Source organism: Thermococcus sp. JCM 11816 (assembly GCF_055396515.1).
This window is the reverse complement of the sequence record NZ_AP043741.1, coordinates 1,727,298-1,741,654: the sequence shown is the minus strand read 5'-3', so window position 1 is coordinate 1,741,654 and position 14,357 is coordinate 1,727,298. Positions and strand designations below refer to the sequence as shown.

Sequence of the window (14,357 nt, the reverse complement as noted above, 5' to 3'; positions counted from 1 at the left end):
GAGAAATCTGAGCGGTGATGTTTATAAAAGTGCACTAAAGTACAAGTTTTTAACAAAAAGTTTAGAACACTAAGTTCAAATCCCCACAGACAAGAAAAATAGAGCAGACTACAAAACTGATTTTACCACTCTCAAGGTTCCTGGCTTTCCGACCTCTCCTTTAACCTCGAAGACCTTCCCGAAGAACTTCTCTACCACCCAGACGTTCGTGACGAGATGGTTCGTTATCTCGCTGACTCCAACCTCGCCGCCCGCGAAGGCCAGGAACGGTATGAGCTGGTCGCCGAGAAACCTGTCCGCTGCCATTCCCGTCTTCAACGCCTCGATGAGCTCATCGGCGGCTTCTCCGCCTACGACCTCAGCCGGCTTCCCCCTCTTCCCCAGTGCATCCCCACCGAGCCTTAGCTGGTCCGTCTCGGCCCAGACCACTATCCCGCTCCCCGGGCCGAGAGAGCGAGAAACCTCGGTCTCTATCTCAACCGGCGCGCTGTAAACTGCACTCAGCCTCTCCTTAGCTGCTTTAGCCTGCCTCTCCGCGACGTGGGCCGGAAGGTTCGTCGCGTGGCTTATCCCTGCAAACTGTTCTATCCTTTCCCACTTCAGGGCTTTCAAAGGCTTCTTTTCTTCCCAAGGCTCGACCCTACCCACTACCAGCCCGCCACCCTTGGGGTAGTGGCCGCGCCTCTTTATCTCAAGCCCGACTTTTAGGCCCATCCTTTCGAGAGCGTAGAGAGTAACGTGCTTGAGATAATCGACCGGCGGGCTCCAGGGGACGTCCGTCCCTCCCGTTATCTCGAAGCTGCCACCGATGAACGCCATAGCTGGAAGAAGGGCCTGAAGGACGAGCGTAATGCTCCCAGCGGTTTTTATGGGAACCCGTACGTGCTTTGGCTCTGCCTTCCCGGGAATGAACTCCAGCTCGGTCGAGCCGACGCTTGCCCCCTTGACCTTCGCGTTGCTGAGTTCTTTTAGAGCGAGAATACCATGGAGGTGCTGGGGTCTCAGTCCGGGGTTCGGCCTGTTTGCGCGGATGTTGTAAATCCTGACCGGCTTGCCCGTGATCACCGAGAGTGCAACGCTCGTCCTGAGTATCTGACCGCCGCCCTCACCGTAGGAGCCATCTATCTCAATCCACTCCATACTCTCACCCGATAGGTGTTGAGAGCCAGCCCTAAAAACCTGACGAAAGTGTTTTCAGTGAAAAGTCCGACCTTTCACTGGTGGAAGAATGGACGAGCTTGAGTTCTGCCTGAAGAGCATAAGCTACCCCCTCGGCATGCTCCTCGAAGGGAAGGAGCGCAAAGCTGGAGATGTCGTGAGAGTTTCAAGCAAGGCCATTACCCTCCCAAAAGTCCCGTTTGCTGCACTCTGCTACTTAACAGGCGTTGCTCTCTTCGATTCACTGGAATTGGTTGATAAGAAGAGGCTGGCTGAGGACTACGAGGGGTTGGAGACCTTTAAAAAGAAGCTCCTCGCCTCAAAGCTCGGGGAAAGCCTAAAGCCATATCTCACAAACCCGGGCCTCTTTATTTCCCCGTTTGAGAGGCTCTCCTTTGACTGGCTTGAGTTCCAGAGGAGAAAGGAGAAAGTTGAGCCCTATCTTAAGAGACTGAGAGAACTAGTCAAGGAAAGTGGAAGCAGGGATGAATACCTCGAAAGGACTTCGTTCGTGAAGGAACTAACCGTTGATGAGGGACTACTTTTAGGGTATTTTGCGGAGAGCGAAAAGGAGCGCGAGCTGATAATCTCTGCACTCGGAAAGCACAACCCTGACTACCTGGAAATGGCGAAGATGTACTTCAAAGCCCTTCAAGGTTGAGTCTAACTGCCAGCTTAAGGGCTTCTTCCCTCTCCACTTTCCACTTCTCCACGATCGCCTCAACAAGGCGAACGAGTGCTCTAACGTTCTGCATATTGAGCTTTTCAGGGGGATACGCGGAGAAGAGCGAAGGATCAACGTCGACTCCGAGTCTTGAGGAGAGTTCCGCCGAGAACTCCTCAACCGTGAGCGGCGGCAATCTCACGACAACCGCAAAGTCGAGAAAGGAGTATCTCCTCGCGTCTTTGGTCTCGACCACGACTGGATAATCCCTCTCCTCGGCGAGAAGTTCGGCGACTTTCTCAACGGGTGGCTCTCTGAGAAGGAGAGCGTTTTCAGGAAGGAACTCCGAAATGTCCCTGCCAGAAAGGTTCTCCACGAGGGTGTCAACCCCCAGGGAGAGAACCTCCTCGGGCTCGGGAAGACTCCCGGTTTCCTCTTTTTGCGGCGGTTTCTCAACCTCTTTTCCAGCGATTGAAGAGTACAGGCTCTCACTGACGAGAGTTATCTGATACAGCGTTTCAACGCCGTCCAGGTAGAGGATGCCGTTGGAGAGTAGCCTAAGACCAAGCCTGGCAAGTGCCGAGCTAAGGGCCGTCTCGCTTCTCGTTGTTATAGCTTTTCTGTCGCCAACTGGTTCAGTTCCCCTGCTTACCAGCCGGTAGTCGGTAGGGAAGAGGCCCTTCGCGTTGAAGAACTCCTCAAGGACCTGCTTGGCCCTCTCCTCACTGACGGCATAGATTCGGACGAACTCAACGCTGTCCCTCTCGTCCACCCCTATGAGGACGACGGCATCCCGCCGCTCCTTTGGAAGGAGTATGTTCTCCATTTTCACCGCCTTCGAGAAAATTGGAAGATTAAAGGCTCATGGCGCCGAGAAGCTCCCCGTTGTCGATGTTTATTATCTGCACTTCCCTCTTTCTGGTATCGAGGAGAGCAACGCTCTTCACCCCAGTTACATAGCCGCAGACCTCTCCAGGGTTCACGAGGACGGTTCTACCAACTTCCTGTATCTCGTACCTGTGGGTGTGGCCAACGACAACGACGTCATAGAGCCTGCTGTGGGCGAGGGCCTTGACCAAAACCTCGTTCGTACCGTGCGTTACGGCGATCTTCATCCCATCGGCCTCAAGCTCTATCAGCTCGTCGTATATTCCAAGCGCCTCGTAGAGACCCTTTCTCTCGCCGTCGTTGTTGCCAAAGACGCCCTTGAGAGGTGCTTTAAGTTTCTTAAGCTCCCTGGCAACGAAGGGCGCAACGTAGTCGCCCGCGTGTATAACCAGGTCAACGTTCCTCTCGTTGAAGAACTCAACCGCCTTCCTTATGGCCGGCAGGTTGTCGTGTGTGTCGCTCATAATCCCGATCAACATCTCTGACTCACCTGGAGTAATTTAGGGAGAAGGCTTATAGGGTTATCGTGAACTGCCCTGACAGAATGATCAAAAATGGCCAGCCAATCTCGGTTCATTCAGGCCCAAATGTATTCGGGAAGATTTATTAGACGACGTGACAATCCTTGGAAAGGTGCAAATCATGTTCACGGGTAAAGCCCTCATAGCCGTCAAGGTCATGAAGCCATTCGGAGACTGGAAGAGCGGAGATATCGTCCTCGTGGAAGACTGGAAGGCGAGAGAGCTCTGGGAAGCGGGGGTAGTTGAGATAGTTGACGAGACGGACAAGATAATCGGCGAGATCGATAAGGTCATAGCGGAGGAAAGGGAGAGCGAGCCCCTGACTCTCCTTCCGGAGGGACTCTACGAGAGGGCCGAGTTCTACGCCTATTACCTCGAGAACTACGTGAGGCTGAACCCAAGGGAGAGCGTCGATACTATAAACGTCAAACTCACCAAACTTGCGAACCTGAAGAAGAAGCTGAGGGATCTAAAGCTCATAAGGTTCAACAAGATTCTGAAAGCCGTGATGCTGAGGCCAAACAGCCTGGAACTTCTCTCGAGGCTCGCGCCCGAGGAGAGAAGGATATACCTCCAGATGTCGAAGATAAGAAACGAGTGGCTCGGTGATGCCTGATGGACAGGGAAGAGATGATAGCACGCTTTGCCAAGTTTCTGCGGGAGTACGTTGACGATGAGGGCAACGAGGTCTACATAAACCGCCTCAAAGACCTCCTCACGGTCACACCAAAGCGCTCGCTGGCAATCGACTGGGCACACCTTAACTCCTTCGATCCCGAGCTTGCCGATGAACTCTTAAACAACCCGGAAGAGGCCATAGCGAGCGCCGAGGATGCCATCCAGATAGTCCTGAGGGAGCCGCCTCTCCTCGTGGAGAGAGAGTTTAAGGTCCACGCCCGCTTCTACAACCTTCCAAAGACCCTCCTCGTCAAGGAGCTCGGGAGCGAGCACATAAACAAGCTCATCCAGGTAGAGGGAATTATCACCCGTGTCAGCGAGGTCAAGCCCTTCGTTGAGAAGGCCGTTTTCGTGTGCCGTGACTGCGGCAACGAGATGGTGAGACTTCAGAGACCCTACGAGAACCTCGTTAAGCCGGCCAAGTGCGACGCCTGCGGAAGCAGAAACATAGAGCTTGACGTTGATAAGAGCCGCTTCCTCAACTTCCAGAGCTTCCGTCTCCAGGACAGGCCGGAGAGCCTTAAAGGCGGCCAGATGCCGCGCTTCGTTGATGCAATACTCCTTGATGACCTCGTGGATGCAGCCCTTCCCGGCGACAGGGTTCTCGTTACCGGCGTTCTGAGGGTCATCCTGGAGCAGAGGGAGAAGAGGCCGATATTTAAGAAGATTCTTGAAGTAAACCACATTGAACAGCTCAGCAAGGAAATAGAGGAACTGGAAATTTCTCCCGAGGACGAGCAGAAGATAAGAGAGCTGGCAAAGAGAAAGGACATCGTTGATGCCATCGTTGATTCGATAGCTCCAGCCATATGGGGCCACAGGATAGTCAAAAAGGGGATAGCTCTGGCACTCTTCGGCGGCGTCCAGAGAACCCTTCCAGACGGGACGAAGCTGAGGGGAGAGAGCCACGTCCTTCTGGTTGGAGATCCTGGAGTAGCCAAGAGCCAGCTCCTCCGTTACGTCGCCAATCTGGCTCCAAGGGCTATTTACACGAGCGGGAAGAGTTCATCGGCGGCGGGCCTATGTGTTGCACCGGATTCAATAATCAAAACGAATCTTGGACAGTTCAAAATAGGAGAGCTGGTTGAAAAGGCCATACCAGAAAAAGTTCAGGACTACAAGAGCGTTAATGCCGAAAAGCTCGGACTCTACATTAAAACACTGGATGGTGATATGAGAGTCCTTAGACTGTGGAAGCTCAGAGCCCCAGAGAAGCTGATAAGAATAGAAGGAGACGGATTGAGTATTACAGTGACACCCGAGACCAAGCTCCTGACTCCCAACGGATGGGTAGAGGCCAGAAACGTCGATGGAGAAGTCGTCACTGAAAATGGCCCAGTCAAGGTCTCCAAACAGGAAATTGAATCTCCCCACGATTACGTCTATGACCTCACCGTTGAAGGTTCCCACAGCTTCATAGCAAACGGTTTCGTCGTCCACAACACTGCAGCAGCAGTGCGCGACGAGCTCACTGGCTCCTGGGTGCTGGAAGCAGGTGTTCTGGTATTAGCCGATGGTGGGTTTGCCTGCCTCCACCCAGACTCCCGCGTTCTCGTTGATGGGAAATACCAGCGCATAGAGGATCTTTTTGAGCTCCAGAAGTCGTACAAAGCGCGCTCGGGCAACGAAATCGTAGACATTCAGGAGAAGAACATGGAAGTAGTAGCCCTCGACCTCTCCACCCTAAAGACAAGAAAAAGCACAGCCACTATAATCCGCAGGAAGCCGTGGAAGGGCGACTTAATCCGCTTAAAGCTGCGCTCAGGCAACGAGATAACTCTAACCCCCGACCACCTGCTGATAGACGGAAACACGCTGGAGTGGAAAGAGGCGGGGAAGTTCAAGGTTGGCGACAAAATACAGGCCGTAGATGAGAACCTGAACCCAAAAGCCGATGAGATCATCTCAATTGAACGCGTGTCCTACGAAGGCTATGTATACGACCTCTACGTTCCGGGAGAGCACAACTTCATCGCAGAGGGGATAATCGTTCACAACTGCATTGACGAGTTCGACAAGATGAGCGACCGCGACAGGAGCGCGATACACGAAGCGCTGGAGCAGCAGAGCTACCACCACGACTTTGAGCTCCTCTTAGCTGACGGCAGGAAGGTAAAGATAGGAGAGCTCGTTGATAAGCTCATCGAGAAGAACCGCGATAGGGTGATACTCGGCAAGGACACGGAGATACTTCCCGTTGAGGACATCGAGCTTCTGGCTTACGATCTCGAGAAGAGGGAGATAGTAAAGGTCAAAGCAGACAGGGTTAGCAGGCACAAGGCCCCAGAGAGGTTCATAAAACTCCGCTTCTCGAACGGCAGGGAGATTACTGTAACGCCCGAGCACCCGGTTATGGTGTGGGAGAACGGGGAGATAACCGAGAAGCCCGCCGAGAAGATCACACCCGGGGACATTGCTCTTGGCGTTCTCAGGTATCCCATTCAAGTGGATGGAAAATTTAAAGAACGCTACAGAGACATGAGAGAAGCCGAAGATTACCAGGATTATCTCTACTCTCGAGGAGTGGTCTCGAAGATCAAGAGAACTGGCATATACTTCACTGTTGAAAAGGCCAGGAGAGCCCTTCCAAGGGAGCTTGTAAAACCGCTGATCAATGCAGGCAAGATACTCCGAGTAACACAGACACCAAAAGAGCGCGCCAGCTTCAATCAAAAGCTCGTGAGGGAAAACATCATCGAAGGTTATCTTCAGAGGATTATAGAAAGGATGGATGAGCTTGAGAGGCTCTCCAGAGAAGACCCCGCGAAAGCCCTTGAACTCCTGCCAAAGACCCAGCTTTACTATAAGTACGGGATAACGTACGGAAAACTCAAAAAGCTCGCAGAAGCCAGAAATTCCTGGGCAGAGGGCATAATACAGAGTGCGGTTGCGGAGAGAATCTCCCTCGCTAAGAGGGAGCTGGAAGAGTTCTTCAAGTGGTGGAACGCCAACGTGAACTTCCTGAAGGTGAAGTGCGTCGAGGAGATCAAAAACGACCGCTGGGAGTGGGTCTACGATGTTACGGTTGAGCCGCACCACCTCTTCGTCTCCCATGGATTAGTCCTCCACAACACAATCAGCATCTCCAAGGCCGGAATTACCGCAACTCTGAACTCAAGAACGACCGTCATAGCGGCGGCCAATCCAAAGTTCGGAAGGTTCAACAGACACAAGAGCCTCCCGGAGCAGCTCGACCTCCCGCCGACCCTTCTCAGCCGTTTCGACCTGATATTCCTGCTCCTCGACGAGCCCGACGAGAAAGTAGACGCCAGCATAGCCGAGCACATCCTCAAGGTCAGAAGGGGCGAAGCTGAGGCGGTGACGCCTAAGATACCCTACGATCTGCTCAAGAAGTACATAGCATACGCCAGAAAGAACGTTCACCCTGTTCTGAGCAGAGAGGCAATGGAGGAAATAAAACGCTACTACGTCAAAATGAGAAAGGGCCTGCGGAGAGGAGATGAAGACGGCGTCCAGCCAATACCGATTACCGCCAGACAGCTTGAGGCCCTCATCAGGCTCAGCGAGGCCCACGCGAGGATGAGATTGAGCGAAACGGTGACGAGAGAGGACGCGAGGGCGGCGATAGAGATAATCGAGGCAATGATGAAGACGATAGCCGTTGACGAAGAGGGCAACCTTGACGTCTCAATCCTCGAAGTCGGCAAGAGTTCAAAGAAGATAAACAAGATTGAAAAGCTTGTGGACATCATAAAATCCCTTGAGAGCGAGGGAGAGTTCGGAGCGCCGGAGGAGAAAGTTATAGAGGCCGCCAAGCAGGCAGGGATAGGAACCAAGGCGGACATCGAGAAGCTCCTCAACGAGCTGAAGAGCGACGGCAGGGTCTATGAACCGAGAGCTGGATTCTACCGCGTCATCTGACAAAGGTTATAAAGCGAAGTGAAGAGGTAAGTAGGAGGTGAGAAAATGAGCGAGAAGGTAGACTTTTACGACTTTGAGAAGCTCCTCGATAAGGCTTATGAAGAACTCCCGGAGAACGTCAAGCACCACCACTCACGTTTCGAGGTGCCGCCGGCACAGGTCACGATAGCCGGAAACAGGACGATCATAGAGAACTTCGTGGACATAGCCGAGGCCATGAACCGCGACCCGAACCATCTCCTCAAGTTCATCCTGAGGGAGGTCGCTACCGCTGGAACCCTCGAGGGCAGGAGGGCAATTCTCCAGGGACGCTTTACGCCGTACCTCATAGCAAACAAGATGAAGAAGTACCTCAAGGAGTTCGTTATCTGTCCCGTCTGTGGAAGCCCAGATACGAAGATTATCAAGAAGGGCCGCTTCCACTTCCTCAAGTGCGAAGCCTGTGGTGCTGAAACACCGATCCAGCACCTCTGAAGTGCCTTTTCTCCACTTTTTGTATCACTCTCGGTGAAAAGAGAGTTGTGAAAAACGCTTTTAAACTTTACAAATAACAAAGGTCAGCAAAAACAGGGGGAGTTCTCATGAGCATGGAGGAGAAGCTCAACGAGCTGTATGAGAGGAAAAAGAAGATTCTGGAGATGGGTGGCGAGAAGGCCATCGAAAAACAGCACGCAAAGGGCAAACTAACGGCCAGGGAGAGGATTGAAAAGCTCCTTGACCCGGGAAGCTTCGTCGAGATAGGAATGTTCGTAAAGCACCGAGGAACTGAGTTCGGCCTCGACAAGAAGGAACTGCCCGCCGACGGCGTCATAACCGGCTACGGAACCATCGACGGAAGGCTCGTCTTCGTCTACGCCCAGGACTTCACGGTTATGGGCGGTTCCCTCGGCGAGATGCACGCGGCGAAGATAAAGCGCATTATGGAGCTGGCCCTCGAGGCAGGGGCTCCGGTCATAGGCCTCAACGACTCCGGCGGAGCGAGGATTCAGGAGGGCGTTGACTCGCTCAAGGGCTACGGCGAGATATTCAAGATGAACACCCTTCTCAGCGGTGTGGTCCCGCAGATAACGGCAATCATGGGCCCCTGTGCTGGCGGAGCGGTTTACAGCCCGGCAATAGGAGACTTCATCCTGATGGTGGACAGCGATTCCAGCTTCATGTTCATCACCGGGCCGCAGGTCGTCAAGGCCGTTACGGGCGTTGAGGTGACCCCCGTCCAGCTCGGTGGTGCTATGATACACGCCCAGAAGAGCGGCCAGGCCCACCTCATAGGGAAGAGCGACGAGGAAGTTCTCGCCCTCATAAGGAGGCTCCTGAGCTACCTGCCGTCAAACAACATGGAGAAGCCGCCGCGCGTTAAGACGAACGACCTGCCCTTCAGGAAGACCGAAAACCTGTACAACATCGTTCCAGATGACCCGAACAAGGGCTACGATGTGAGACAGGTCATATACGAGATAGTTGACCGCGACGAGAACGGAAACCCTGACTTCCTTGAGATACTCCCGTACTTCGCCCCGAACGCCGTGGTCGGCTTTGGAAGGATGAACGGGCAGACTGTTGGAATAGTCGCCAACAACCCGATTTACTTCGCAGGTGTTCTCGACATAGACAGCTCGGACAAGATAGCTCGCTTCGTTAGAACCTGCGACGCCTTCAACATACCCATAGTTACCCTCGTTGATGTCCCTGGCTACCTCCCCGGAACCGACCAGGAGTACCGCGGAATCATCAGGCACGGAGCCAAAGTCCTCTACGCCTACGCCGAGGCAACGGTCCCAATGGTCACCGTCATCCTGAGGAAGGCCTACGGTGGAGCATACCTCGCCATGGGAAGCAAGCACCTTGGTGCCGACTTCGTCTTCGCATGGCCAACTGCGGAGATAGCAGTCATGGGTCCCGAGGGAGCGGCCAACATTATCTTCAGGAAGGAGATAGCTGCCGCAGAGAACCCGGAGGAGGTAAGGCAGCAGAAGATACAGGAGTACCGCGAGAAGTTTGCCAACCCGTACGTTGCCGCTGCACGCGGCTACATTGACGACGTCATAGACCCGGCCGAAACCAGAGCGAAGATAATCCTTGCCCTCGAGGCTATGGAGAGCAAGAGGGTAAAGCTCCCGCCGAAGAAGCACGGCAACATACCGCTGTGAGGTGTGAAGGATGGACATGACCCAGCTCGTCGAAGGCGGGTGGATAACGGTAATAGGCGTTACAGTCGTCTTCACAATCCTCGGAATCCTGGCTTTGGTTCTCTACTTCGTGGGCTGGCTCGAGAGAAGGTTGGTGGAGAGGGAAAAGCCCGCCACCGCACCCACGCCAGCCTCCACCCCTGCCCCGGTGGAGGCCAGGCAAGAGGAGAAGCCGAAGATACCGCCGAGAGACCTGGCCGTTATCACAGCGGCCATACTCGCTTACACGGCCGAAAAGGCCAGCCAGCTCAGGCCCCTGCCATTCAGGAGGAAGGTCTCAGATGCCTGGCGCCTCTACGGCCTCCAGACCCAGATGGAAGATGTTGAAGACTTCAACTACGAGATAGGGAAGTGGTGAGAATGGCGAAGGTTAAGGTCATCGTTGAGGGTGTCGAATACGAGGTCGAGGTTGAGGAACTGCCCGGAGGAAAGTTCAGGGTGAGCTTTGAGGACAAGACCTACGAGGTCGAGGCCAAGGGGCTTGGAATAGACATGAGCGCTTTAGCAAGTGCCCAGGTCTCTGCTCCGGCCCCTGCTCCAAGTACCCCCTCTGCACCGTCTCCGGTTCCAGCTCCCGCACCAGCGCCGGCAACTCCATCACCGGCTCCAGCCGCCGCTGGTGAGGGTGTTGTCACCGCCCCAATGCCGGGCAAGATCCTCAAGATACTCGTGAAGGAAGGCGAACAGGTCAGGACCGGACAGGGACTCCTCATTCTTGAGGCAATGAAGATGGAGAACGAGATTCCAGCACCAAAAGACGGTGTCGTAAAGAAAATCCTAGTCAAAGAAGGCGACACCGTAAACACCGGCGACCCACTAATAGAAATAGGGTGAAGGACTATGGCAACGTTCGTTGACTTCATCAACACCCTCGGCCTCCTCCACCTCACGGTAGGGAACGTCGTAATGATCCTAGTGGGCCTGACGCTCGTCTATCTGGCTATCAGGTACGAGATGGAGCCTCTCCTGCTCCTCCCGATAGGCATAACGGCGGTGCTCGTTAACCTGCCGCTCTCCCATGTAGCCAACTGGCCGGTGGCCGTGAACCTGCCCGAGAACGTCAGCGACAGCATCTTCAAGACGATAGCCTACATGAGCGAGCACTACGGTGAGCCGGGACTCTTCGACCTCATCTACTACCTCCTCATCAAGACTGAGGTAGTTCCACTACTCATATTCTTCGGCCTCGGAGCAATGACCGACTTCGGACCGATGATAGCGGATCCAAAGACGGCCCTCCTCGGAGCGGCGGCGCAGATAGGTGTCTTCATGGCCATGCTAACAGCCCTGGCTCTCGGCTTCAACCTCCACCAGGCGGCAAGCATAGGCATCATCGGCGGTGCCGACGGGCCGACGACTATCTACTTAACCACCAAGCTCGCCCCGGAGATACTCGCGGCAACGGCGGTTGCGGCCTACTCCTACATGAGCCTAGTTCCGCTTATTCAACCGCCGATCATCAAGGCCCTCACAAGCCCCGAGGAAAGGAAGATACGCATGGAGCAGTTGAGGCCCGTGTCAAAGAGGGAGAAGATACTCTTCCCGGTCATTACCATGATCGTCATTGGACTGCTCGTCCCCAGCGCCGCGCCGCTGATAGGAATGCTCATGATAGGCAACCTCTTCAGGGAGAGCGGTGTTGTCGAGAGGCTGAGCAAAGCGGCACAGGAGGAGCTGATGAACATCGTCACGATCTTCCTCGGCCTCGGCGTCGGCTCAACGATGCGCGCTGAGAGCTTCCTGACAGCCCAGACCCTAATGATACTCGGACTCGGTGTCGTCGCCTTCGCCAGTGCAACCGCTGGAGGAGTTTTCTTCGGCAAGATCATGATGAAGCTCAGCGGCGGAAGGATAAACCCGATGATAGGCGCCGCTGGAGTTTCGGCAGTTCCGATGAGTGCAAGGGTCGTCCAGAGGATCGCGAGGGAGGAAGATCCAGGCAACTTCATCCTCATGCACGCCATGGGGCCAAACGTCGCTGGAGTTATAGGAACGGCAGTCGTTGCAGGTGTTTTCCTCGCCCTTCTGGGCTGAGCATTTTCCCTTCTCCCATCTTCCAAAACATTAAAATACAAAGAGGGCGCTTTAGATAGAGCGGTGGTGAAAATGAGGGTAAAGACCCTGATGACGAAGGACCCGGTTGTAATTCAGCTACCTGCAACGAGGGAATACGCCATCGAGCTGTTCAGAAAGCACAAGGTACGCTCATTCCCCGTCGTTGGAAAGGACGGAAAGCTAGTTGGTATAGTCAGCATCAAGCGCGTCCTCCTCCACCCTGATGAGGATCAGCTGGCGATGCTCGTTAAGAGGGAAGTCCCAACCGTCAAGGCAAACGATGACCTGAAGAAAGCCGTTAAGAAAATGCTTGAAATGGACTACAGGCGCGTCGTTGTGGTTGACGATGAGAACAGACCCGTTGGCATTCTGACAGTTGGCGACATCGTGAGGAGATACTTGGCAAAGAACGAAAAGCTCAAGGAAGTAACGATAGAGCCTTACTACCAGAGAAACGTCAGCGTCGTATGGCGCGGGACACCGCTAAAAGCAGCCCTCAAGGCCCTCCTCCTGTGTAATGCAATGGCCATACCGGTAATAGACGACGACGGAAACCTCATAGGCATGGTGGACGAGACTGACCTCCTCAGGGACAGCGAGGTCGTTAGGGTAATGAAGAGCACCGAGCTGGCAGCTTCCAGCGAGGAGGACTGGATACTCGAAAGCCACCCAACACTGCTCTTTGAGAAGGCGGAACTTCAGCTTCCAAAGAAGCCAGTCGAGGAGATAATGAACCCCAATGTCGTTGTGGCGACACCCCACATGAGCGTCTACGACGTTGCCCAGAAGATGGTCAAGTACGAGATAGAACAGCTTCCCGTCATAAGGGGACAGGACGAGCTCGTAGGCATCGTAAGGGACATGGACATAATAAAGGTAATCCTGAATAAGTAAAAGGCTTTAAGCTTTCCTCCCTTCTTTACTTTGGTGATGTTCTTGAGGGAGATCAAGGTTTCCCTTATCGGTTTTGGAAACGTTGGAAGGGCCACGGCAGGGGTTCTTCTCGAAAAGGGCAGGCTTTTTGAGGAACGTTACGGAGTAAGGATAAAAGTCGTCAGCATTTCAGACACCAGTGGAACCGTCTGGCTTCCCGAGGGGATAGACCTTAGGGAGGCCCTTCTCGTTAAGGAGAACTTCGGCAGGCTCTCCGCGTGGACCAACGACTACGAGGTCTACGAACTAACTCCCGAGGAGATAGTCGGGGAGGTTGACTCGGAGATAGTCGTGGACGTCACCAACGACAAGGAGGCCTGGACGTGGCATCTCAGGGCATTGAAGGAAGGAAAGGGCATCGTAACGAGCAACAAGCCCCCCCTGGCATACCACTACCGAGAGCTTATCGACGAGGCCGAAAAGAGGGAACTTCCCTACCTGTTTGAGGCGACAGTGATGGCCGGGACGCCGATAGTGGGCCTTCTTCGGGAGAACCTGCTGGGTGATGACGTCCAGAGTATCGAAGCCGTCCTCAACGCGACAACGACTTTTATCCTGACCCAGATGGAGATGGGTCTGAGCTTTGAGGAGGCACTTGCGAAGGCCCAGAGACTTGGGATAGCCGAGAGAGACCCGAGTGGCGACATACTCGGCATAGACGCCGGCTATAAGGCAACTATACTGCACTGCCTTGCATTCCATCCGATAACGTATGAAGAGATAGAAGTCAGGGGAATAGCAGAAGTCACGGAGGGAGATATTGAAAGGGCAAAGGCGAAGGGAAAGACAATCCGGCTGGTTGCGAGGATAGAAAAGGGAAACGTTGCCGTAGAACCCGCCGAGATACCGAAGGAAAGCCCGCTTGCGGTGGAAAGCCACGAGAACGCGGCAGTCATAAAGACCGACCTCCTTGGGGAGCTCCTCATAAAAGGAGCGGGAGCGGGGCTCAAGGAGACCGCCAGCGGTGTCGTAAGTGACGTGATTAAGGCGGCGCTCAGACTAGTTTGAGCTTCTCTCCCTCGAACTCGATCAAAACGGAGGGAAAGAAGCGTCTCGGCACCAGATAAACCGCAATTACCTTCCCACGAACCTCGATTGTGTTTTCGCCTGGAAGAAGGGGGAAAGTTTTCCTTTCTTCACCTTCAACCACAACCTCAGAGAAGTTCCAGCTTGGGTATATCCGATAGACCGAGCCCCCAACATCGAGTTCAACGGCAGGGATGCCGAGTCTGTCGAGGAGAATGAAGAAGAGTCCAATAGTCAGAAACATCAGGAAAAGTCCTGGGCCGAAGATGAGATAGCTCACTATGGCAATGACAAAGTCCAATAACGCGGGGCGCACAAGAAACCTGCGTCGCCTTTCATCAACAAGGCGGATCTTCCGCATCG

14 protein-coding genes are annotated in these 14,357 nt (G+C 54.1%); 10 read left to right on the top strand and 4 right to left on the bottom strand.

Annotated elements, in window-relative coordinates:
- Nucleotides 1–108: 108 nt before the first annotated feature.
- Nucleotides 109–1,140: an RNA 3'-terminal phosphate cyclase gene (gene rtcA / locus ACZ5TN_RS09665; RefSeq protein WP_464916615.1), complete on the bottom strand. Its 1,032-nt coding sequence runs from the start codon at nt 1,138–1,140 to the stop codon at nt 109–111.
- 88 nt (nt 1,141–1,228) lie between these two features.
- Between rtcA and ACZ5TN_RS09660 the strand changes: the two genes are divergently transcribed.
- The gene (locus ACZ5TN_RS09660) at nt 1,229–1,819 is read left to right on the top strand and encodes a hypothetical protein (RefSeq protein WP_464916614.1); all 591 of its coding nucleotides are present in this window, start codon (nt 1,229–1,231) and stop codon (nt 1,817–1,819) included.
- On the opposite strand, the gene ACZ5TN_RS09655 is transcribed toward ACZ5TN_RS09660, so the two are convergent.
- Nucleotides 1,800–2,648 carry a hypothetical protein gene (locus tag ACZ5TN_RS09655; RefSeq protein ID WP_464917611.1) on the bottom strand — a complete coding sequence of 283 codons (849 nt, stop codon included), beginning with the start codon at nt 2,646–2,648 and terminating at the stop codon, nt 1,800–1,802. The genes ACZ5TN_RS09660 and ACZ5TN_RS09655 overlap by 20 nt on opposite strands.
- Nucleotides 2,649–2,676: 28 nt before the next feature.
- Nucleotides 2,677–3,189, bottom strand: coding sequence for a metallophosphoesterase (locus ACZ5TN_RS09650; protein WP_011250569.1), 513 nt, complete (start codon nt 3,187–3,189; stop codon nt 2,677–2,679).
- A gap of 163 nt (nt 3,190–3,352) precedes the next feature.
- Between ACZ5TN_RS09650 and ACZ5TN_RS09645 the strand changes: the two genes are divergently transcribed.
- The 9 genes from ACZ5TN_RS09645 (at nt 3,353) to ACZ5TN_RS09605 (ending at nt 13,976) form a co-directional block, all read left to right on the top strand.
- Entirely contained in the window at nt 3,353–3,847 is a 495-nt protein-coding gene (locus ACZ5TN_RS09645) for a hypothetical protein (protein WP_464916613.1), read from the top strand.
- A complete protein-coding gene (locus ACZ5TN_RS09640; protein WP_464916612.1) occupies nt 3,847–7,791 on the top strand; it encodes a DNA replication licensing factor in 3,945 nt (1,314 codons plus the stop codon). Before ACZ5TN_RS09645 ends, ACZ5TN_RS09640 begins: the two co-directional genes overlap by 1 nt.
- Nucleotides 7,792–7,836: 45 nt before the next feature.
- Nucleotides 7,837–8,265 carry a translation initiation factor IF-2 subunit beta gene (locus tag ACZ5TN_RS09635; RefSeq protein ID WP_011250572.1) on the top strand — a complete coding sequence of 143 codons (429 nt, stop codon included), beginning with the start codon at nt 7,837–7,839 and terminating at the stop codon, nt 8,263–8,265.
- A 107-nt stretch (nt 8,266–8,372) separates the two neighbouring features.
- Nucleotides 8,373–9,941 (top strand): carboxyl transferase domain-containing protein, encoded by a 1,569-nt coding sequence (locus tag ACZ5TN_RS09630; RefSeq protein ID WP_011250573.1) that lies wholly within the window; start codon nt 8,373–8,375, stop codon nt 9,939–9,941.
- A 16-nt stretch (nt 9,942–9,957) separates the two neighbouring features.
- Nucleotides 9,958–10,338, top strand: a complete 381-nt coding sequence (locus ACZ5TN_RS09625) for an OadG family protein (RefSeq protein ID WP_464917610.1) — start codon at nt 9,958–9,960, stop codon at nt 10,336–10,338.
- 2 nt (nt 10,339–10,340) lie between these two features.
- Complete coding sequence (locus tag ACZ5TN_RS09620) at nt 10,341–10,814, top strand: biotin/lipoyl-containing protein (RefSeq protein ID WP_464917609.1); 474 nt, start codon at nt 10,341–10,343, stop codon at nt 10,812–10,814.
- Nucleotides 10,815–10,820: 6 nt separating this feature from the next.
- Complete coding sequence (locus tag ACZ5TN_RS09615) at nt 10,821–12,014, top strand: sodium ion-translocating decarboxylase subunit beta (protein ID WP_464916611.1); 1,194 nt, start codon at nt 10,821–10,823, stop codon at nt 12,012–12,014.
- Nucleotides 12,015–12,086: 72 nt separating this feature from the next.
- On the top strand, nt 12,087–12,929 hold the full coding sequence (locus ACZ5TN_RS09610) for a CBS domain-containing protein (RefSeq protein ID WP_464917608.1): 843 nt from the start codon (nt 12,087–12,089) through the stop codon (nt 12,927–12,929).
- Nucleotides 12,930–12,971: 42 nt separating this feature from the next.
- The gene (locus tag ACZ5TN_RS09605) at nt 12,972–13,976 is read left to right on the top strand and encodes a homoserine dehydrogenase (protein ID WP_464917607.1); all 1,005 of its coding nucleotides are present in this window, start codon (nt 12,972–12,974) and stop codon (nt 13,974–13,976) included.
- On the opposite strand, the gene ACZ5TN_RS09600 is transcribed toward ACZ5TN_RS09605, so the two are convergent.
- Nucleotides 13,963–14,355: a hypothetical protein gene (locus ACZ5TN_RS09600; RefSeq protein ID WP_464916610.1), complete on the bottom strand. Its 393-nt coding sequence runs from the start codon at nt 14,353–14,355 to the stop codon at nt 13,963–13,965. The two genes, ACZ5TN_RS09605 and ACZ5TN_RS09600, sit on opposite strands and share 14 nt — an antisense overlap.
- Between the last annotated feature and the right edge of the window lie 2 nt (nt 14,356–14,357).

Excerpts from the sequence above, each read along its gene's own strand:
- rtcA (WP_464916615.1), bottom strand. The coding sequence starts at position 1,140 with ATGGAGTGGATTGAGATAGATGGCTCCTACGGTGAGGGCGGCGGTCAG.
- ACZ5TN_RS09660 (WP_464916614.1), top strand. The coding sequence starts at position 1,229 with ATGGACGAGCTTGAGTTCTGCCTGAAGAGCATAAGCTACCCCCTCGGC.
- ACZ5TN_RS09655 (WP_464917611.1), bottom strand. The coding sequence starts at position 2,648 with ATGGAGAACATACTCCTTCCAAAGGAGCGGCGGGATGCCGTCGTCCTC.
- ACZ5TN_RS09650 (WP_011250569.1), bottom strand. The coding sequence starts at position 3,189 with ATGTTGATCGGGATTATGAGCGACACACACGACAACCTGCCGGCCATA.
- ACZ5TN_RS09645 (WP_464916613.1), top strand. The coding sequence starts at position 3,353 with ATGTTCACGGGTAAAGCCCTCATAGCCGTCAAGGTCATGAAGCCATTC.
- ACZ5TN_RS09640 (WP_464916612.1), top strand. The coding sequence starts at position 3,847 with ATGGACAGGGAAGAGATGATAGCACGCTTTGCCAAGTTTCTGCGGGAG.
- ACZ5TN_RS09635 (WP_011250572.1), top strand. The coding sequence starts at position 7,837 with ATGAGCGAGAAGGTAGACTTTTACGACTTTGAGAAGCTCCTCGATAAG.
- ACZ5TN_RS09630 (WP_011250573.1), top strand. The coding sequence starts at position 8,373 with ATGAGCATGGAGGAGAAGCTCAACGAGCTGTATGAGAGGAAAAAGAAG.
- ACZ5TN_RS09625 (WP_464917610.1), top strand. The coding sequence starts at position 9,958 with ATGACCCAGCTCGTCGAAGGCGGGTGGATAACGGTAATAGGCGTTACA.
- ACZ5TN_RS09620 (WP_464917609.1), top strand. The coding sequence starts at position 10,341 with ATGGCGAAGGTTAAGGTCATCGTTGAGGGTGTCGAATACGAGGTCGAG.
- ACZ5TN_RS09615 (WP_464916611.1), top strand. The coding sequence starts at position 10,821 with ATGGCAACGTTCGTTGACTTCATCAACACCCTCGGCCTCCTCCACCTC.
- ACZ5TN_RS09610 (WP_464917608.1), top strand. The coding sequence starts at position 12,087 with ATGAGGGTAAAGACCCTGATGACGAAGGACCCGGTTGTAATTCAGCTA.
- ACZ5TN_RS09600 (WP_464916610.1), bottom strand. The coding sequence starts at position 14,355 with ATGCGGAAGATCCGCCTTGTTGATGAAAGGCGACGCAGGTTTCTTGTG.